Below are 17,534 nucleotides of genomic sequence, written 5' to 3' on the forward strand. Positions count from 1 at the left end.
TTGTTTTTTCTCCCGGCGCGGGCCCCCCCCGGCCCCCCCCCCCCGCCCGCGGCGTCAGGAATTCGGTATCAGGTGATCGGGGAGTGTGTGGCGTCAGTGGGTCGCGCTGCCCGCGACCCACTCGCTCCACGGCATGTTCCAGTCGCTGAGGCCGTTGTCCGGGGCCAGCACGGTCTTGTCCGGGGAGTTCTTGACGATCACGACGTCACCGATCATCGAGTTGTCGAAGAACCACGCGGCGGGCTGCCTGCCGTCACCGCCGTCCCTGACGTCCTTCAGGCCCACGCAGCCGTGGCTGGTGTTGACCTTGCCGAAGACGGCGTCGGAACCCCAGTAGTTGCCGTGGACGAAGGTGCCCGAGGCGGTCAGGCGCATGGCGTGCGGTACGGCCTCGATGTCGTAGGAGGGCTTGCCGTCCTTTTCCGTGAGGCCGACGGTCGCACCGTTCATGTGGACGTGCCGGAACTTCTCCGAGATGACCATCTGGCCGTTGTACGTCGGGTGCTCGGCGCTGCCGGACGAGATCGGGATGGTCCTGATCGTCCTGCCGTCCCGTACGACGGTCATCTGCTTCGTCTTGGCGTCCACGGTGCTGATCTGGCTGCGGCCGATCTTGAACGTGACCGTCTTCTGGACGCCGTCGAGGTCGAGCCTGACGGTGACGGTGGACCCGGGCGTCCAGTAGCTCTCGGGGCGGAAGTCCAGGCGGTTGCCGTTGAACCAGTGGCCGACGGCCTGCTGGCCGCTGCTGGAGCTGACCTGGATCTTCGACTCCACGGCGGCCTTGTCGCCGATCGCCTTGCCGAAGTCGACCGTCACCGGCATGCCCACGCCGACGGTCGAGCCGTTCTCGGGGGAGAGGTGCCCGACGAAGTCGTTCGCCGGGGAGACCGTGCTGATCGTGGCGCTCCCGGTGGCGGAGCGGCCCTTGGCGTCGGCGGCCTCGGCGGTGATCTGGTACTTGGTGGCCTGCTCCAGCCGGCCGTCCGGCTTCCAGGACGTGCCGTCGGCGGACAGGGTGCCCGGAACCTCGGTACCGGTCGCGACGTCGGTCATGGTCACCTTGGTGAGCCTGCCGTTGGCGACGGCGACCTTGACGGGGCCGTCGATCCCCACGCCGTAGGCACCCTGGCCGGGCGTGATCGCTATTCGGGCGTCGGAGGCGTCCTGGGCGGCCGCCTGGTCCGAAGGCGCCGGCACCGGCGCCTGCACCGGCACCGGCGCCTGCGACGTCGGGTGACTCCCGGCGTCGTTGCCGCCGGAAGCGGCGTTGCTGGTACCGCCGAGGGCCGTGAGCGAGAGCACTCCGGAGAGGACGGCGACAGCAGCCATCAGCCGGGTGCGTCCCTTACGTGCCGTAGTCAAACGTCTCTCCCGTGTCACTGTCGGAGGGGGACCCCAGGAGCCGGATGCCAAGGGGTGCGGCTATCCATGAAACTACTTATATGGGCCTATCTGTCCGGAAACGGGCAAACTGTGGTGAAGCCCACGCGCTGTCGAGCGCACCGCCGAGGCCCTGCCCGACCGGGGTCAGGAGCGGTGCGCCTGCGCCTCGCGGCGCTGCCGGCCGGGGTCAGGAGCGGTGCGCCTCCGCCTCGCGGCGCTGCCGCAGCGCCGCCATCACCGCGTACACCAGGATGCCGACGAAGAGGAACAGCACGCCCTGGTACACCGCCGCGTAACCGGCGCCCGCCATCAGCCAGACCGAGAAGCCGGCCGCCACCGCGGTGACCACCGAGTCCCGCACCAGCCGCGCCCGGTCGACCGGCCCGCGCCCCGCGATCAGGTGGAAGAGCTGGGCGGCCGTGGCCAGCAGGTACGGCACGGTCGCGGTGAACGTGGTGACGAGCACCAGTACCTCGAAGACCTTTCCCGAGCCGGACAGGTAGTTGTACGCGGTGAGCAGCGAGGACAGTACGACGGTCACGCCGACCCCGAAGGTCGGCACGCCCCGGCGGCGGCGCGCGAAGGCCGCCGGGAACAGGCCGTCCTTCGCCGCGGCGTACGGGGTCTGGGCGCTCAGCAGTGTCCAGCCGTTGAGGCAGCCGGTCATCGACACCAGCGCGGCCAGCGCCACCGCCGTGCCGCCCCAGCGGCCGCCGAACATCGAGTCCACGGCGTCCGAGAACGGCGCCGTGGAGGTGACCAGGCGGTTGTGCGCGACGGTCCCGAAGACGGACAGCGTGCCCAGCAGGTAGACGAGCGCCGCGCCCGCGGTGCCGATGACGGTGGCCCGCCCCACGTTGCGGCGGGCGTCCCTGACCTCCCCCGCGCTCACGGCGGCCGACTCCACCCCGAGGTAGGAGAAGAGCAGCAGGGCCGCCGCGGCGGACACCGCGCCGACCGCGCCGTGGCCACTGGAGTTGAAGGGCCCGAGGCGGGACGGGTCGAAGAAGAACAGGCCGCCCACCGCGACGAGCAGCAGCGGTACGAACTTCAGCACCGTGGAGACCAGCTGGACGGCGCCCACGTAGCGGGTACCGGCGAAGTTGGCCAGTGCGGGCAGCCATTGCAGCGCCAGGGCCGCGAGGCACGCGGTCCAGCGGTGGCCGCTGACCGGGATCAGGACGTCGAGATAGCCCACGGCGGCCACGGCGAGCGCGGCGTTCGACACCCAGGTGGTGATCCAGTACGCCCAGGCGGCGAGGAAACCGGCGAAGTCGCCGAAGGCCTCGCGGGCGTAGACGTACGGGCCGCCGGTACGGGGGTCGCGCGCCGCGAGCCGGCCGAAGACCAGGGCCAGGGCGATGGCGCCGACGGTCAGGACGCCGAAGGCGACCAGGCTGACCGTGCCGTAGGGGGCGATGGAGGCGGGGAGCAGGAAGATGCCGCCGCCGATGATGTTGCCCATGACCAGAGCGGTGGCCACGGGAAGGCCGAACCGGCGGGCGTGCCTGCCGGTGTCGCCGTGCGGGTCCTCGACGGGGGCCGTGCCGCTCTCCGCCGGGGCCGGAGCCGACTGGGGGACGGTTCCGGTGCTGTGCATGGGTGGTGCGCCTCTCATGGAATTGACGTGCCCGGGATCGCCGGGGCCGTTCCATGGTCCGGGATCCTTGGAGTCGGCTCAAAATCGCCGCTCCTTGTCCCGTCAGGCCCACCCGGTCGTGAAAAAAGCGCCGTGTGGCGGCCTCCGCGCCGATGGATGTCCTGTCTGGGCGGGAGTGAGGGGGCTGGTGCCTGCGGAAACGGGCCAGATGCTGAAGTGCAGGGAGTGCAGGGAGTGCAGGGAGTGCAGGGAGTGCATCTTGTGCACCTGGTGCAGGTAGTGCAGCTAGTGACAGGGGTGCTTGGAGTTGCACTGCTTGCCTGGATCGCGCCTGGATCGCAGGAGTGAGGTGAGCGTACTGAGGCAGGTGGAGAGGGCGGGTGCGCGGGGCCGGGTGTCCGCGGTCAGTCCGCCGTGGCCCACAGGCCGCGGACGTGCCCCAGGTGCCGGGTCATGATCTCCCGTACGGCCCTCTCGTCGCCCGTCAGCAGGGCGTCGAGGAGCTCCAGGTGCTCCTGGGCGGAGGCCAGCAGCCGGCCCGCCTCCACCAGCGCGGTGAGCCCGTAGAGGCGGGAGCGTTTGCGCAGGTCGGCAACCACCTCCACCAGGTGCGCGTTGCCCGCGAGGGCCAGCAGGCCGAGATGGAAGCGGGTGTCGGCCTCGACATAGGCGATGAGGTCACCCGCCACCGCGGCGGTGACGATCTCGCGGGCCGCCGGCCGCAGCGCCTCCAGCGAGACACGGTCGGCCGTGCGGGCCAGGCCGGTCACGGTGGGGATCTCGACGAGCGCGCGGATGTGCGTGTACTCGTCCAGCTGCCGGTCGGAGACCGCGGTGACCCGGAAGCCCTTGTTGGGCACCGTGTCGACCAGCCCCTCCTTGGCCAGGTCCAGCATCGCCTCCCGCACGGGCGTCGCCGACACCCCGAAGCGCGCCGCGAGCGACGGCGCCGAGTAGACCTCCCCGGGCCGCAGCTCGCCCGCGATCAGCGCGGCGCGCAGCGCGTCGGCCACCCGCTCGCGGAAGCTGCTCCGGCGGCCGCCCAGCCGGGGGAGGGAGGGGGCGCCGCCGCCCTGCGGGGTCTGTGCCATGTCACGCATCACCGGCAGGAGTCTAGAGGACGAATCCTTCGGGGAACGGATCGGTCGGGTCCAGCAGGTACTGCGCGGTCCCGGTGATCCACGCCCGGCCGGTGAACTCGGGCAGCACCGCCGGGACGCCGGCGACCTCCGTCGTCCCGAGCAGCCGCCCGGTGAACCGGGTGCCGATGAAGGACTCGTTCACGAACCCGGTGTGCAACGGGAGTTCGCCGCGCGCGTGCAGCTGCGCCATGCGCGCGCTCGTTCCCGTGCCGCACGGGGACCGGTCGAACCAGCCCGGATGGATGACCATCGCGTGCCGGGAGTGCCGGGCGGTGGCACCGGGCGCGTAGAGGTGGACGTGGTGGCAGCCGCGGATCGACGGGTCCTCGGGGTGCACCGGCTCCGACTCCGCGTCGATCGCCCGCATGAGGGCCAGGCCGGCCGCGAGGATGTCGTCCTTGCGCGAGCGTTCGAAGGGCAGGCCGAGGGCGTCGAGGGGGAGGATAGCGTAGAAGTTGCCCCCGTAGGCGAGGTCGTACGTCACCGTACGGCCCCCGGGGAGGGTGATCGTGCGGTCGAGGGCGACGGCGAACGACGGGACGTTTCTGAGGGTCACGTTCCGCGCGGCGCCGTTCTCCACGGCCACCTCGGCGACCACCACACCGGCCGGGGTGTCGAGCCGGATCGTCGTCACCGGCTCCACGACCTCCACCATGCCGGTCTCGACCAGCACGGTGGCGACCCCGATCGTGCCGTGCCCGCACATCGGCAGGTATCCGGAGACCTCGATGTAGATGACACCCCAGTCGCAGTCGGGGCGGCTCGGCGGCTGCAGGACCGCGCCGCTCATCGCGGAGTGGCCGCGCGGCTCGTTCATCAGCAACCGCTTGACGTGGTCGCGGTGTTCACGGAAGTACAGCCGCCGCTCGTTCATCGAGGCGCCCGGTACCGGGCCGATCCCGCCGGTGACGACGCGGGTCGGCATGCCCTCGGTGTGCGAGTCGACGGCGTGCAGGACGAGCTTGCTGCGCATGCTCCGGCCTCCTGGTCAGACGAGCCCCGCGGCCACGGCCTCCTCGGTGGCCGCGCGTACCGCGGCCGCCTGTCCGGACGGCAGTGGGCGGCGCGGTGGGCGCACCGGGCCGCCGTGCCGCCCGACGACGTCCATGGACAGCTTGATCGCCTGCACGAACTCCACCCGTGAGTCCCAGCGCAGCAGCGGGTGCAGTCGCCGGTAGAGGGGGAGCGCGGTGGTGAGGTCCTGGGCCACGGCCGCACGGTACAGCTCGGCCGAGGCCCGGGGCAGCGCGTTGGGACAGCCCGCCACCCAGCCCTTGGCGCCGGCCACGGCCAGCTCCAGCAGCACGTCGTCCGCACCGGCCAACAGGTCGAGGTCCGGAGCGAGTTCGGCGATCCGGTAGGCGCGCCGGACATCCCCGGAGAACTCCTTGACGCCGTGGACGTGCCCCTCGCCGTGCAGCCGGGCGAGGAGTTCGGGCACCAGGTCGACCTTGGTGTCGACGGGGTTGTTGTACGCCACCACGGGCAGGCCGGCCCGTGCGACCTCGGCGTAGTGGGCGAGGACGGACCGCTCGTCGGCGCGGTAGGCGTTGGGCGGCAGCAGCATCACCGAGGCGCAGCCGGCCTCGGCCGCCTGCTCGGCCCAGTGGCGGGCCTCGGCGGAGCCGTACGCGCCGACGCCCGGCATCACCCGCTCACCCCCGACGGCGTCCACGGCCGTCCGCACGACCCGGGCGCGCTCCTCGGGGGTGAGCACCTGGTACTCGCCGAGCGAGCCGTTCGGTACGACGCCGTCGCAGCCGTTGCCGACCAGCCAGGCGCAGTGCTCGGCATAGCGGTCGAAGTCGACCGAGAGGTCGTCGCGGAGGGGGAGCGCGGTGGCGACGAGGACGCCGCGCCAGGGGCGGGAGCGCTCGAGGGTCATGGTGATCCCCAATCGATAGGGTGTGACATATTACTGGGCCGGACGGTCGCGGAAGAGCTGAGCGGTCGGTCAGTCCGGTCGGGTAGGGCGGCCGGTGCGCCGTGCGGTCGGTGAGTCGGGTTCGGCCAGGGCGGCTGGTATGCCGTGCGGTCGGTCAGTCGGGTTCGGTCAGGGCGGCCGGTGCGCCGTGCGGTCGGAGTCGGGTTCGGTCAGGGCGGCCGGTACCCCGAGCGGTCGGTCAATCCGGTTCGGGCAGGGCGGCCAGTACGCCGAGCGGCACCGGCCGGGCGAACGGCCGGCGCCCCGCGGGAAGCGGCGGGCAGCCGGTCAGGGCCGCCACGGCGGGCGCGCACATCCGGCCCTGGCACCAGCCCATCCCGGCCCGGGTGAGCAGCTTCACGGAGCGCGGATCGCAGGCGCCGAGCGTGCCCGCGGCCGTACGGACCTCCCCGGCGGTGACCTCCTCGCAGCGGCACACCAGCGTGTCGTCGGTGACCTGTTCGGCCCAGCCGGCCGGCGGCTCGCACACCGCGTCGAGCGCCGCGTAGAAGTGCCGCAGCCGGGTCCTGGCCCGGGCGGCGGCCGCCCAGCGGCGCGGGTCCGCGGGGGCGCCGCGCAGCCGGGCGGCGATCGAGCGGCCGGCGATGTGGCCCTCGGCCAGGGCGAGGGCCGCGCCGCCGATGCCGGTGGTCTCCCCGGCGGCCCACACACCGGGCACGTCCGTGCGCTGCTCGTCGTCGACCCGCACACCGGTGCCGGACAGGGTGCAGCCGAGCGTCTCGGCGAGGTCGGTGTGCGGCAGCATGCCATGGCCGACGGCGAGGGTGTCGCACGGGATCAGGAGCGAGCCGCCGGGTCCGGTCCGGCCGCCCCGGTCGAGCGCCGCCACGGTGACCGCCGTCAGCCGCTCGGTGCCGTGCGCCTCCACCACGGTGTGCCGGAGCACCGTGCGTACACCGTGGCGCAGCAGCCGGGCGGCGTATCCGGCGCCCTCGGCGAGCTTGTCCGGGCGCGCCGCCAGGGCCGCCATCCGGCGCGGCACCGCCGCGGGGTCGGCGGACTCGACCAGCGCGGCCACGCGCGCCCCGGCCGCCGCGAGCCCCGTGGCCACGGGCAGCAGCAGCGGCCCGGTCCCGGCGACGACGGCCGTCCGGCCGGGCAGCACCAAACCGCCCTTCAGCATGGCCTGCGCGCCACCCGCCGTGACGACGCCGGGCAGCGTCCAGCCCGGGAAGGGCAGGACGCGCTCGTAGCCGCCGGTGGCGAGCAGCACGGCGTCGGCGCGGACCGCCACACCCTCCTCCTGGGCGGGGCCGTGCAAGGCGTGCACGGTGACACCACCGGACCCGGGCTTCCGCTCCACGCACCAGACGTGATGATCGGTCAGGTGGGTGATCGAACCCGTGGCACGGTGCCGGTCCAGTCCGTCCCGCAGCCGCTCCCAGGCGCGCCACTGGTGGTGCAGGGCCTGTGGCCGGCGGGCGCCCAGGGCGGCGGCGGGCTGCCGGTAGAACTGCCCGCCCGCCTGGTCGGCCGCGTCGACGAGGGTCACGCCGATGCCCCGGGCGGCCGCCGCCAGCGCCCCGGCCAGTCCTGCCGGGCCCGCGCCGACGACGACGAGACGCGGTCGCTCAGTCATCGCACCGGCCCGTCCCGCGCTGGGTGCGGATCACATCGCCCGCCCGCACCGGTACCAGGCAAGCGCGTTGGTTCGGCAGGTCGTTGACCGTCACGAGACAGTCGAAACACACTCCGGTCCCGCAGAAGACGCCCCGGGGACGGCCCGCGCCGCGGGTGCTGCGCCAGGTCGTCACCCCCGCCGCCCACAGGGCCGCCGCGACGGTCCGGCCCGGCAGTGCCTCCAGGGGCCGGCCGTCGAAGGTGACGGTGCAGGTCTCGCCGGGCCCGGCCCGGGCCAGCTCCTCCGGATTCACGGTGTGTCGCCCCCCTCCGCGTCGAACCGCTCCGGCCGGAACGGTGTGAGGTCCAGGTCCGGCGTCTTCCCGGTGAGCTTCTGCGCGATCAACCGCCCCGTGCCGGTGGCGAGTCCGATGCCGGCCCCCTCGTGCCCGCAGGCGTGGAACATCCCGGGCGCCCGCGGGTCGGGGCCGATCGCCGGGAGATGGTCGGGCAGGTACGGCCGAAAGCCCGCGTACGTCCGCAGGGCGCGGACCCGCTCCAGGAACGGGAACAGCCCGATCGCCCCGGCCGCCAGCGCCCGTACCGCCGCGAGCGACAACGAGCGGTCGAATCCCACCCGTTCGCGGCTCGCGCCGATCAGGACCGGCCCGGCGGCCGTGCCCTCCACGACCGGCGAGGTGCGCAGGGCGGCCGAGTCGCTCGCCACGTCGGCCACATAGTCCGCCGCGTACACCTTGTGCCGGACCATCCGCGGCAGCGGCTCGGTGACCAGCACGAAGCCGCGCCGGGGGAGGACCGGCAACCGGACGCCCGCGAGAGCCGCGAGGTCACCGCCCCAGGTGCCGGCCGCGTTCACCACCGCGGGCGCGTGCAGGTCGCCCCGGTCGGTGCGGACGCCGCGCACCGTGCCGTCCGCCGCGCGCAGCACGCCCGTCACCGTCCGGCCCGTGTGCAGCGGGGCACCGCAGGCGCGCAGCAGGTGGGCCGCGGCGAGCGCGGGCATCACCTGGGCGTCCTGGGGATAGCGCACCCCGCCGGCCATGCCGGGCGACAAGCGGGGTTCGAGGCCCGGCAGTTCGTCCGCACCGACCGGCTCGGCGGTGACGCCGGCGGTCCGTTGCCCCGCGGCGAACTTCGTCAGCGCGGCGAGGGAGCGGGGCGTCGAGGCCACCACGAGGCCGCCCTTGGACTCGTACTCGATCACCGGGCCCAGCTCCTCCGCGAGGTCCGCCCACAACCGGGCCGACAGGAGGGCCAGTTCCAGCTCGGGGCCCGGTTCCTTGTCGGAGACGAGGAGGTTGCCCTCGCCCGCGCCGGTGGTGCCGCCGGCCACCGGTCCCCGGTCCACCACCCTCACGTCGAGACCGGCCCGCGCGGCGTACAGCGCACAGGCGGCGCCCACCATTCCGGCTCCGACGACCACGACATCGCAGGTCAGCCGCTTCGTCACGCCAGTACTATGTCACATGTCTCTGGCGCTGAGGAGACCTCGGTCGCCTTTCGTCGTTCGCCTTGCCGTCCGGCCCGGTGCACGGTCGGTGGCGGCCCGCGGGGCGATGCGGGGAGTGCTCGCACGTCCTCCGGCGTGCGCCTGGTGACCCGGCCGGCGGTGACCTGCGGCAGGACCTGAGGAGTCCTCGCGCATCGTCCGGCGTTCCCCCGCCGTCCCCCCGGCGCTCGTCCGGTGTCCCCGTCGCCATTCCCCGGCGGTCGTCCGGCGCCCTTGCCATTCCCCGGCGCTCGTCCGGCGTCGCCCTCGCCATCCCTCGCCGTCCCCCGGCGCTCGTCCGGCGTCCCCCGGCGCCCGTCCAGCGTCGCCCTCGCCGTCCCCCGGCGGCCGTCCAGCGTCCCCCCGCCGTCCCCCCACCGCTCGTCCGGCGTCGCCTCGCCGGGCCGTGGGGCTCCGCGTCCGAATCCCAGGCGTGGACGCCCCCTTGACGGCGTGCGGAGCCCGATCGACACTCCAGGGAGGAAATCCTAGTGAACGGGTAGGGAATCATGACGCGTCCGGAGACGGTCGCCGGCCGAGCGGGCCGGACGCCGTTGTGCGCGCCCCTGCTCACCTCCCGGCGCCACATCGACCTGCTGCGCGTCTGCAGCGCGATCAGCGGCCGGTACTGAGTCCGGGCCCTCGCCCTCGCCCTCGTCGCCCGACGGCGCCGGCCGGCGCGCCCGTCCGCCGTGCCCGTCAGGGAGTTCATCCGCCCACGCCCAGGGGAGACGCATGTCCAGCAGTCCGCTCGCCGCCGACTCGAACGTCCACCGCACGGCTCCCCTCTTCCGGGGCCGGCTCGGCCGGGACGCCCGCAGCGGCCACTACGCCGTACCGCACCGCTACCGGCTCCATCTGTCGACCGCCTGTCCGGACGGCCTGCGCCTCGCCGCCGGCCACAGCCTCCTCGGCCTGGACGGCAGTTGTCCGGTCACCTTCCTGCCCGCCGTGCCCGACTGTCCCGGCGGTGGCCACGCGGCGCTGCGCCCGCTGTACGAGGCGAGCGCCCACCACTACACCGGGCCGGCCCTCGCCCCCGTCCTCAGCGACGACTGGTCCGGACGCATCGTCAGCACCCACGCCCCGGACATCCTGCGCGACCTGGACCGCTTCCCGCGTGACGGGCGGTCCTCGCTGTACCCGTCCGGAACGCGCTCGGTGATCGACGCCGTGGAACGGATGTGCGCCGACGGCGTCGAGGACGCCGCCCAGCGTGCCGGACGGGCAGGCGCCGGTCCCGCCGAGCGGGCCGCCGCCCTCGACGTGCTGCTCGACACCCTGGGCCGGCTGGAGCGGCGGCTGAGCGGTGCGGAGTACCTGGTCGGCGACCGGCTGACCGCCGCCGACGTGGAACTCTGGGTGGCCCTGGTGCAGCTCGACACCGTCCACCGCTGCCACCTCGACGCCTCCGCCGTGCACCGGATCGCCGGCCACCACGCGCTGTGGGCGTACGCCCGCCGCCTGGCCGCCCGCCCCGCCTTCGGCCGGCACCTGGACCTCGACGGCATCGCCCGCCGCCACCACGGCAGTTGCCGGGGGCTGGAGGCCGCCGGAGCGGCTGTCCAGATCCTGGACTGGGCGGCCCACGCCGCGCAGGTCCCGGACGCTTCCCGCAGGTGAGAGCCGGCCCTCAGGGTCCGCTCCGCGGACGGCCGTTGACATTCGAACGGGCGACTGCCTTACTTGCCACTCAGAAAGGTCATGAGCGTCAGCGCCAAGCCCTGGCTCGCTGACCGGCAACCCTCGCACGCGGTGGGGTGCCCCAGGTGACGACCGGACCGGACGACGTATTCGGTAAGCGCGAGGCCCCCCCGGGGGCCGGAACAGTGACAGGTGACGCCATGTACGCAGCTCCCAGGACGGCCCCTCGCCGTTCCCCGGGCTGCGTACCGCCGTACGCCCAGCTCCTGGTCGCCGACCGGGCCGTCGATCTGGTCCGCGTCAGCAGCGCACTGTGTACCGCACCGGGCTCCGCCCGCCGTCGGGGCTGACCTCAGCGTCCCAGCCCGCGCGTTCCGCACGTACCCCGTGCGTGTGATGTGCCGTTGCCCGCCCAGCCCCCGGTTCCGCCGCGTCTCCCGTGCGCCGTCTCGTGCCCCAGTGCCGTCGCGGCCCGCGCGCCCGCCGCCGTCCCGGGGGTGCCCGATTCCGCCCGGAGTCCGCCCATGAGTGAATCCCCAGGCGCCGCCCTCTCCCTCGCCGAGAGGCCCTCGCACCCCGGCGAGGCGCCGGTTCCGCCGCCCGCACGGAGAGTTCGGCCGCGGCGCAGACCCGGCCGGTGGATCGTCACCGCCGTCGTCCTCGTCCTCGTCGCGCAGATCCTGCACGGACTGGTCACCAACCCCTTCTACCAGTGGGACCGGTTCCGCTACTGGTTCCTGCGCCCGGCCGTCCTCGACGGCCTCCTCGTCACGCTCGAGGTCGCCGCCCTGAGCGCGGTGCTGGGGCTGGCCGGCGGCATCCTGCTGGCGCTCGGCCGGCTCTCCGCGAGCCCGGTGCCGCGCGCGGTCAGCTGGACGTACACCTGGCTGTTCCGCTCCACCCCGCTGATCGTCGTGCTGATATTCCTGTACAACTTCTCCGCCCTGTACCGGACGTTGAGCCTGGGCGTGCCCTTCGGCCCGTCCTTCGTGCGCTTCGACGAGTCGAGGCTCGCCACCGACATGACGATCGCCGTCGTGGGCCTCAGCCTCAACGAGGCGGCCTACGCGGCGGAGGTGGTCCGCGGCGGCCTCCTCTCCGTCGACCAGGGGCAGCACGAGGCGGCATCCGCGCTCGGTCTGCCCAAGGGTTACCGGTTCCGCCGGATCGTCCTCCCGCAGGCCCTCAGGTCCATCGTCCCGAACTACGTCAACCAGCTGATCGGGCTCATCAAGAGCACGTCCCTGGTGTTCTACGTGTCCCTGCTCGACCTCTTCGGCGTGGTGCAGTCGATGGGCAACACCTACCCCGGGGACGTCGTACCGCTGCTGATGGTGGCGACCGCCTGGTACCTGCTCCTGACCAGCGCCGTGTCCGTCGTCCAGTACTACGTCGAGCGGTACTACGCGCGGGGCGCCACCCGCGGCCTGCCGCCGACGCCGTTGCAGAGAGCCCGGGCCGCCGCGGCCGGCCTGGGTGCCCGCCTGCGCAAGGAGGCCGCCGTATGACCGGCGCCCAGACCCCCGGCACGCCCGTCGCCGCCGCGCTCGAAGTGCACGGCGTCCACAAGTGGTACGGCTCCCACCACGTCCTCGACGGCATCGACCTGACCGTCCGGCCCGGCGAGGTCACGGTGATCCTCGGGCCCTCCGGCTCCGGCAAGTCGACGCTGCTGAGGGTCGTCAACCACCTGGAGAAACCCGAGACCGGCCACGTCAGCGTCGGCGGCGAGCTGATCGGCGTCAAGCGGTACGGGGACCGGCTCAGGGAACTCGGCGAGCGCGCCATCCTCGCCCAGCGCCGCCGGATCGGCTTCGTCTTCCAGAACTTCAACCTCTTCCCGCACCTGACCGCTCTCGACAACGTCGCCGCGGCCCCCCTGGCCACCGGCCGGACGACCAGGCCCGCGGCCCAGGAGCTGGCGCGCGAACTGCTCACCCGGGTGGGCCTCGGCGAGAAGGCGGACGCCTATCCGCGGCAGCTGTCCGGCGGCCAGCAGCAGCGCGTGGCGATCGCCCGCGCCCTCGCCCTGCGGCCGGGGATCATCCTCTTCGACGAGCCGACCTCGGCACTCGATCCCGAACTCGTCGGCGAGGTCCTGAACGTCATCAAGGACCTCGCGGCCGGCGGCACCACCCTCGTCATCGTCACCCACGAGATCGGCTTCGCCCGCGAGGTCGCCGACCGTGTCGTCTTCATCGACCACGGCCGGATCGTCGAACAGGGGCCGCCCGGCCAGGTGCTGGACAGGCCCCGGCACGAACGGACCCGGGACTTCCTCGCCAGGGTGCTGTGACCCCCGAACTCCCGTCGCACCCACGCCACTTCGGCACTCCGGTATTTCTCCTCGCCACCACCTCACCACCCAGACAAGGACAGCCACGCCATGCCTACCCGCGTCTCCCGGCACCGTCTGATCCGGGGCATCACCGCGGCCGCCGCCGCCACCCTCGCCACCGGCCTCGCCGCCTGCGGGGGTGACGGCGAGGCCGCCGCCAAGACCACCGCCGCCGGCACGGTCACCGTGGGGCGGCTGTCCAACGGGGCGGCACAGGAGACCGAGCTGAAGGTCTCCGAGGTGAAGTCCATCAGCGCCGAACTGCCCGCCTCCGTCCGCCGGAGCGGCAAGCTCGTCATCGGCGTCGGAGCCCTGCCCTCGGGTTCCGCGCCGCTCAACTACGTGGGCAGCGACCAGAAGACCCTCACCGGCTCCGAACCGGACTTCGGACGCCTGGTGGCCGCGGTGCTCGGCCTGAAGCCCGAGATCAGGAACTCCACCTGGGAGAACCTCTTCGTCGGCATCGACAGCGGCAAGGTCGACGTGGCCTTCTCCAACGTCACCGACACGGAGGAGCGCAAGAAGAAGTACGAGTTCGCCTCCTACCGGAAGGACAACCTGGCCTTCGAGGTGCTGAAGAAGGACGCCTGGGACTTCGGCGGCGACTACGAGAACCTGGCGGGCAGGACGGTCTCCGTGGGCTCCGGCACCAACCAGGAGAGGATCCTGCTGGAGTGGAAGGCCAAGCTGGCCCAGGAGGGCAAGAAGCTCGACATCAAGTACTTCCCGGACCAGAACTCCATCAACCTGGCGCTGACCAGCGGAAGGATCGACGCCTACTTCGGCCCCAACCCCAGCGTCGCCTACCGCGTCCGGCAGACCGCGCACACGCCCGAGCCGACCCGCAACGCGGGCACCTACTCCGGCGCCGGCGGAACGCTCCAGGGCCTGATCGCCGCCACCGCCAAGAAGGGCAGCGGCCTGGCCGGACCGATCGCGGACGCCGTCAACCACCTGATCGACAACGGGCAGTACGCCAAGTGGCTGGCCGCCTACAACCTCTCCAACGAGGGTGTGGCGCAGTCGAAGGTCAACCCGCCCGGCCTGCCGCTGGACAACTCCTGACCACCCGTGACGGCGGACGACACGCCCGGATCCGCGCGCCGGGAACACCCGGGCGCGGGCGGGAGTTGTAGTAACGACGAGACGCGCCGGGCGGCCGCCGGCCAGGCGCGCCCGCGCACGACGGACGGAGGTGACGGGCATGACGGACGCGACACGCGGGCTCCCGCCGCGCGCACCGCTCCCGTCGTCGGTACGGCACCCGTACCGCTCCGTCCGCCTGCACTCCCGGCCGCACATAGACCTCCAGCGCGTGTCCGCCGCGCTCTGTCGCCACTGACCTCCTTCTCCGGCCCCTCTCCGGCCCCCGGCCCGGGTCTCCCGCCGCCGCGCCCCGCCCTGCGCCGACGCCCCGCGCCGCGAGCCGGTGGTCTCGTACGGACATCAAGGAAGGCACCGACGTGTCCTCGACTCCCGCTTCCCCGCTCCACCTCGCCGTCGCCCTGGACGGCACCGGCTGGCATCCCGCCTCCTGGCGGGAACCGGCCGCCCGCCCCCAGGACCTGTTCACCGCCCGCTACTGGGCCGACCTGGTGGCCGAGGCCGAACACGGCCTCCTCGACTTCGTCACCATCGAGGACGGCCTCGGCCCGCAGTCCTCGCACGCCCTGGAGCCCGACGAGCGCACCGACCAGGTCCGCGGCCGGCTCGACGCGGTCCTCATCGCCTCCCGGGTGGCACCGCTCACCCGGCACATAGGTCTCGTCCCGACCGTGGTGGCCACCCACACCGAGCCGTTCCACATCTCCAAGGCGATCGCCACGCTCGACTACGTGAGCACCGGACGCGCGGGCCTGCGCGTGCAGGTCACCGCCCGGGCGAACGAGGCCGCGCACTTCGGCCCCCGCACCGTCGAGCGGATCGACGCACTCGACGGCCCGGCCGGGCGACGCGTGACCGCCGAACTGTTCGAGGAGGCCACCGACTACGTGGAGGTCGTGCGCCGGCTCTGGGACAGCTGGGAGGACGACGCCGAGATCCGGGACGTGGCGACCGGCCGCTTCGTCGACCGGGACAAGCTGCACTACATCGACTTCGAGGGCCGCTTCTTCCACGTCAAGGGCCCCTCCATCACACCGCGGCCCCCGCAGGGGCAGCCGCCGGTCAGCGCCCTCGCCCACCGGAGCACCGGGTACCGGCTCGTGGCCCGCCGGGCCGACATCGGCTACGTCACCCCGCACGACGCGCGGCAGGCCCGCGCGATCGTCGCCGAGATCCGGGCCGAGCAGGAGACCGCGGGCCGCGCCGACGAGACGCTGCACGTCTTCGGTGACCTCGTCGTCTTCCTCGACGACACCCCGGGGGAGGCGAACGCCCGGCGCGAGCGCCTCGACACGCTCGCGGGCGCGCCGTACACGGGCGACGCCCCCGTCTTCACCGGTACGGCGGCCCGGCTGGCCGACCTGCTGGAGGAGCTGGCGGGGGAGGGGCTGACCGGCTTCCGGCTGCGGCCCGCCGTAGCCGGCCACGACCTGCCCCGTGTCAGCCGGGACCTGGTGCCCGAGCTGCAGCGCCGCCACCGCTTCCGTAAGGCCTACGAGGCCGCCACCCTGCGCGGCCACCTCGGGCTCGGCCGCCCCGCCGGCCGCTACTCCTCCGGGCGCCCGGCAGCACCCGAACCCGAGCCCGTGTCCGCCCCCGCACCCACACCCGCGCCCACCGCCGGCGCCTGAGCCGGAGAAAGCCATCACCATGAGCAAGCCGCTGAAGCGGATACACCTGGCCGCACACTTCCCCGGCGTCAACAACACCACCGTGTGGAGCGATCCGGCCGCCGGCAGCCACATCGAGTTCGATTCCTTCGCGCACTTCGCCCGCACCGCCGAACGCGCCAAGTTCGACTTCCTGTTCCTCGCCGAGGGACTCCGGCTGCGGGAGCAGGGCGGGCAGATCTACGACCTGGACGTCGTCGGCCGCCCCGACACCTTCACCGTGCTGGCCGCGCTGGCCGCCGTCACCGACCGGCTCGGCCTGACCGGCACGATCAACTCCACGTTCAACGAACCGTACGAGGTGGCACGCCAGTTCGCGAGCCTCGACCACCTCTCCGGCGGCCGCGCCGCCTGGAACGTGGTCACCTCCTGGGACGCCTTCACCGGGGAGAACTTCCGCCGCGGCGGCTTCCTGCCGCAGGAGGAGCGCTACTCCCGCGCCAAGGAGTTCCTCGCCACCGCGAACGAGCTGTTCGACTCCTGGCGCGGCGACGAGGTCCTCGCCGACCAGGCCACCGGCACCTTCCTGCGGGACGCCGAGGCCGGCGCGTTCGTGCACCGGGGGCGGCACTTCGACATCCACGGCCGCTTCAACGTCCCGCGTTCACCGCAGGGCCGCCCGGTGATCTTCCAGGCGGGCGACTCCGACGAGGGCCGCGAGTTCGCCGCCGCCGGCGCGGACGCGATCTTCAGCCGGTACGCCACCCTCAAGGAGGGCCAGGCCTTCTACAAGGACGTCAAGTCCCGCCTCGCCGCGTACGGCCGCCGCTCCGACCAGCTGCTCATCCTGCCCGCCGCGACCTTCGTCCTCGGCGACACCGACCAGGAGGCCGCCGAACTGGCGCGCGAGGTCCGCCGGCAGCAGGTCAGCGGCGCCACCGCCATCAAGCACCTGGAGTTCGTCTGGAACCGGGACCTGTCGGCGTACGACCCGGAGGGGCCGCTGCCCGACGTCGACCCGGTGGTGGGCGAGGAGCACATCTCCCGGGGCCGCGCCCAGGTGCGGATGTACCGGGACCCGGTGGCCGTCGCCCGCGAGTGGCGGCAACTCGCCGAGGCCAACAAGTGGTCCATCCGCGGCCTGGTCATCAACACCGGCAACCGGCAGACCTTCGTCGGCTCCCCGGACACCGTCGCACGGACCATCGACGACTTCGTGCAGGCGGACGCCTCCGACGGCTTCATCCTCGTCCCGCACATCACCCCCGGCGGCCTCGACCCGTTCGCCGACAAGGTGGTGCCGCTGCTGCAGGAACGGGGCGTCTTCCGCACCGACTACGAGGGCACCGCCCTGCGCGACCACCTGGGCCTGGCCCGGTAGCGCCCTCTCGCCGCCCGGGCGGAAGTGCCGGGCGGCGCTCACCGGCGCCTGCCCCGGCGATCGCCACGGCACGGCCGCGCTGCGATCGGATTCCGCCTCGCCCCCGCGAGCCGCGGCCGCATCCCCACCGTGGGCCGTGGGTCGCGGGATACACGCGCCGCCGACGCCGGCCGTGGCTCGCCGGGCCGGCGGTGACGCTGACGCCGGCCGTGATGCTGACGCCTGCCGTCACGCTGACGCCGTCCGCGGCCAAGCCGGTGCCAGGGGGGCGCACCGCTGCCGGCGCCGGCTCGATCACGGTCGGCGGCGGCAGC

General features: G+C 73.4%; 16 protein-coding genes and 1 riboswitch. Of the genes, 8 read left to right on the plus strand and 8 right to left on the minus strand.

The window, feature by feature from the left end; all coding sequences use genetic code 11:
• Positions 1-93: 93 nt before the first annotated feature.
• The 8 genes from ABVB68_RS35875 to ABVB68_RS35910 all read right to left on the minus strand — a co-directional run bounded on the left by ABVB68_RS35875 (position 94) and on the right by ABVB68_RS35910 (position 9,104).
• Positions 94-1,332: a L,D-transpeptidase gene (locus tag ABVB68_RS35875; protein WP_353605429.1), complete on the minus strand. Its 1,239-nt coding sequence runs from the start codon at positions 1,330-1,332 to the stop codon at positions 94-96.
• A gap of 241 nt (positions 1,333-1,573) precedes the next feature.
• Positions 1,574-2,986: an amino acid permease gene (locus ABVB68_RS35880; protein WP_353605414.1), complete on the minus strand. Its 1,413-nt coding sequence runs from the start codon at positions 2,984-2,986 to the stop codon at positions 1,574-1,576.
• Between the two features lie 404 nt (positions 2,987-3,390).
• Positions 3,391-4,086 carry a GntR family transcriptional regulator gene (locus ABVB68_RS35885; RefSeq protein WP_353605415.1) on the minus strand — a complete coding sequence of 232 codons (696 nt, stop codon included), beginning with the start codon at positions 4,084-4,086 and terminating at the stop codon, positions 3,391-3,393.
• A 13-nt stretch (positions 4,087-4,099) separates the two neighbouring features.
• Positions 4,100-5,101 carry a proline racemase family protein gene (locus ABVB68_RS35890; protein WP_353605416.1) on the minus strand — a complete coding sequence of 334 codons (1,002 nt, stop codon included), beginning with the start codon at positions 5,099-5,101 and terminating at the stop codon, positions 4,100-4,102.
• 15 nt (positions 5,102-5,116) lie between these two features.
• On the minus strand, positions 5,117-6,013 hold the full coding sequence (locus ABVB68_RS35895; protein WP_353605417.1) for a dihydrodipicolinate synthase family protein: 897 nt from the start codon (positions 6,011-6,013) through the stop codon (positions 5,117-5,119).
• Between the two features lie 238 nt (positions 6,014-6,251).
• On the minus strand, positions 6,252-7,652 hold the full coding sequence (locus ABVB68_RS35900) for an FAD/NAD(P)-dependent oxidoreductase (RefSeq protein WP_353605418.1): 1,401 nt from the start codon (positions 7,650-7,652) through the stop codon (positions 6,252-6,254).
• The gene (locus ABVB68_RS35905) at positions 7,645-7,947 is read right to left on the minus strand and encodes a (2Fe-2S)-binding protein (protein ID WP_353605419.1); all 303 of its coding nucleotides are present in this window, start codon (positions 7,945-7,947) and stop codon (positions 7,645-7,647) included. Before ABVB68_RS35905 ends, ABVB68_RS35900 begins: the two co-directional genes overlap by 8 nt.
• Entirely contained in the window at positions 7,944-9,104 is a 1,161-nt protein-coding gene (locus tag ABVB68_RS35910; RefSeq protein WP_353605420.1) for an NAD(P)/FAD-dependent oxidoreductase, read from the minus strand. Before ABVB68_RS35910 ends, ABVB68_RS35905 begins: the two co-directional genes overlap by 4 nt.
• Positions 9,105-9,652: 548 nt before the next feature.
• Here ABVB68_RS35910 and ABVB68_RS35915 point away from each other — a divergent pair.
• The 8 genes from ABVB68_RS35915 (at position 9,653) to ABVB68_RS35950 (ending at position 17,220) form a co-directional block, all read left to right on the plus strand.
• Positions 9,653-9,775 (plus strand): putative leader peptide, encoded by a 123-nt coding sequence (locus ABVB68_RS35915; RefSeq protein ID WP_353605421.1) that lies wholly within the window; start codon positions 9,653-9,655, stop codon positions 9,773-9,775.
• Positions 9,776-9,878: 103 nt separating this feature from the next.
• Entirely contained in the window at positions 9,879-10,766 is an 888-nt protein-coding gene (locus ABVB68_RS35920) for a glutathione S-transferase C-terminal domain-containing protein (RefSeq protein ID WP_353605422.1), read from the plus strand.
• Between the two features lie 77 nt (positions 10,767-10,843).
• Positions 10,844-10,953: riboswitch (SAM riboswitch) on the plus strand.
• 358 nt (positions 10,954-11,311) lie between these two features.
• On the plus strand, positions 11,312-12,295 hold the full coding sequence (locus ABVB68_RS35925) for an amino acid ABC transporter permease (protein ID WP_353605423.1): 984 nt from the start codon (positions 11,312-11,314) through the stop codon (positions 12,293-12,295).
• Positions 12,292-13,083 carry an amino acid ABC transporter ATP-binding protein gene (locus tag ABVB68_RS35930; protein WP_353605424.1) on the plus strand — a complete coding sequence of 264 codons (792 nt, stop codon included), beginning with the start codon at positions 12,292-12,294 and terminating at the stop codon, positions 13,081-13,083. The genes ABVB68_RS35925 and ABVB68_RS35930 overlap by 4 nt, the downstream gene beginning before the upstream one ends.
• Before the next feature lie 90 nt (positions 13,084-13,173).
• Positions 13,174-14,190, plus strand: coding sequence for an ABC transporter substrate-binding protein (locus ABVB68_RS35935; protein ID WP_353605425.1), 1,017 nt, complete (start codon positions 13,174-13,176; stop codon positions 14,188-14,190).
• A gap of 139 nt (positions 14,191-14,329) precedes the next feature.
• The gene (locus ABVB68_RS35940; RefSeq protein WP_353605426.1) at positions 14,330-14,467 is read left to right on the plus strand and encodes a putative leader peptide; all 138 of its coding nucleotides are present in this window, start codon (positions 14,330-14,332) and stop codon (positions 14,465-14,467) included.
• 121 nt (positions 14,468-14,588) lie between these two features.
• On the plus strand, positions 14,589-15,860 hold the full coding sequence (locus tag ABVB68_RS35945; RefSeq protein ID WP_353605427.1) for an LLM class flavin-dependent oxidoreductase: 1,272 nt from the start codon (positions 14,589-14,591) through the stop codon (positions 15,858-15,860).
• Between the two features lie 19 nt (positions 15,861-15,879).
• Positions 15,880-17,220 (plus strand): NtaA/DmoA family FMN-dependent monooxygenase, encoded by a 1,341-nt coding sequence (locus ABVB68_RS35950; RefSeq protein WP_353605428.1) that lies wholly within the window; start codon positions 15,880-15,882, stop codon positions 17,218-17,220.
• The last annotated feature ends 314 nt before the right edge of the window (positions 17,221-17,534 follow it).

This window comes from Streptomyces sp. NPDC096012 (assembly GCF_040426375.1).
GTDB lineage: Bacteria > Actinomycetota > Actinomycetes > Streptomycetales > Streptomycetaceae > Streptomyces.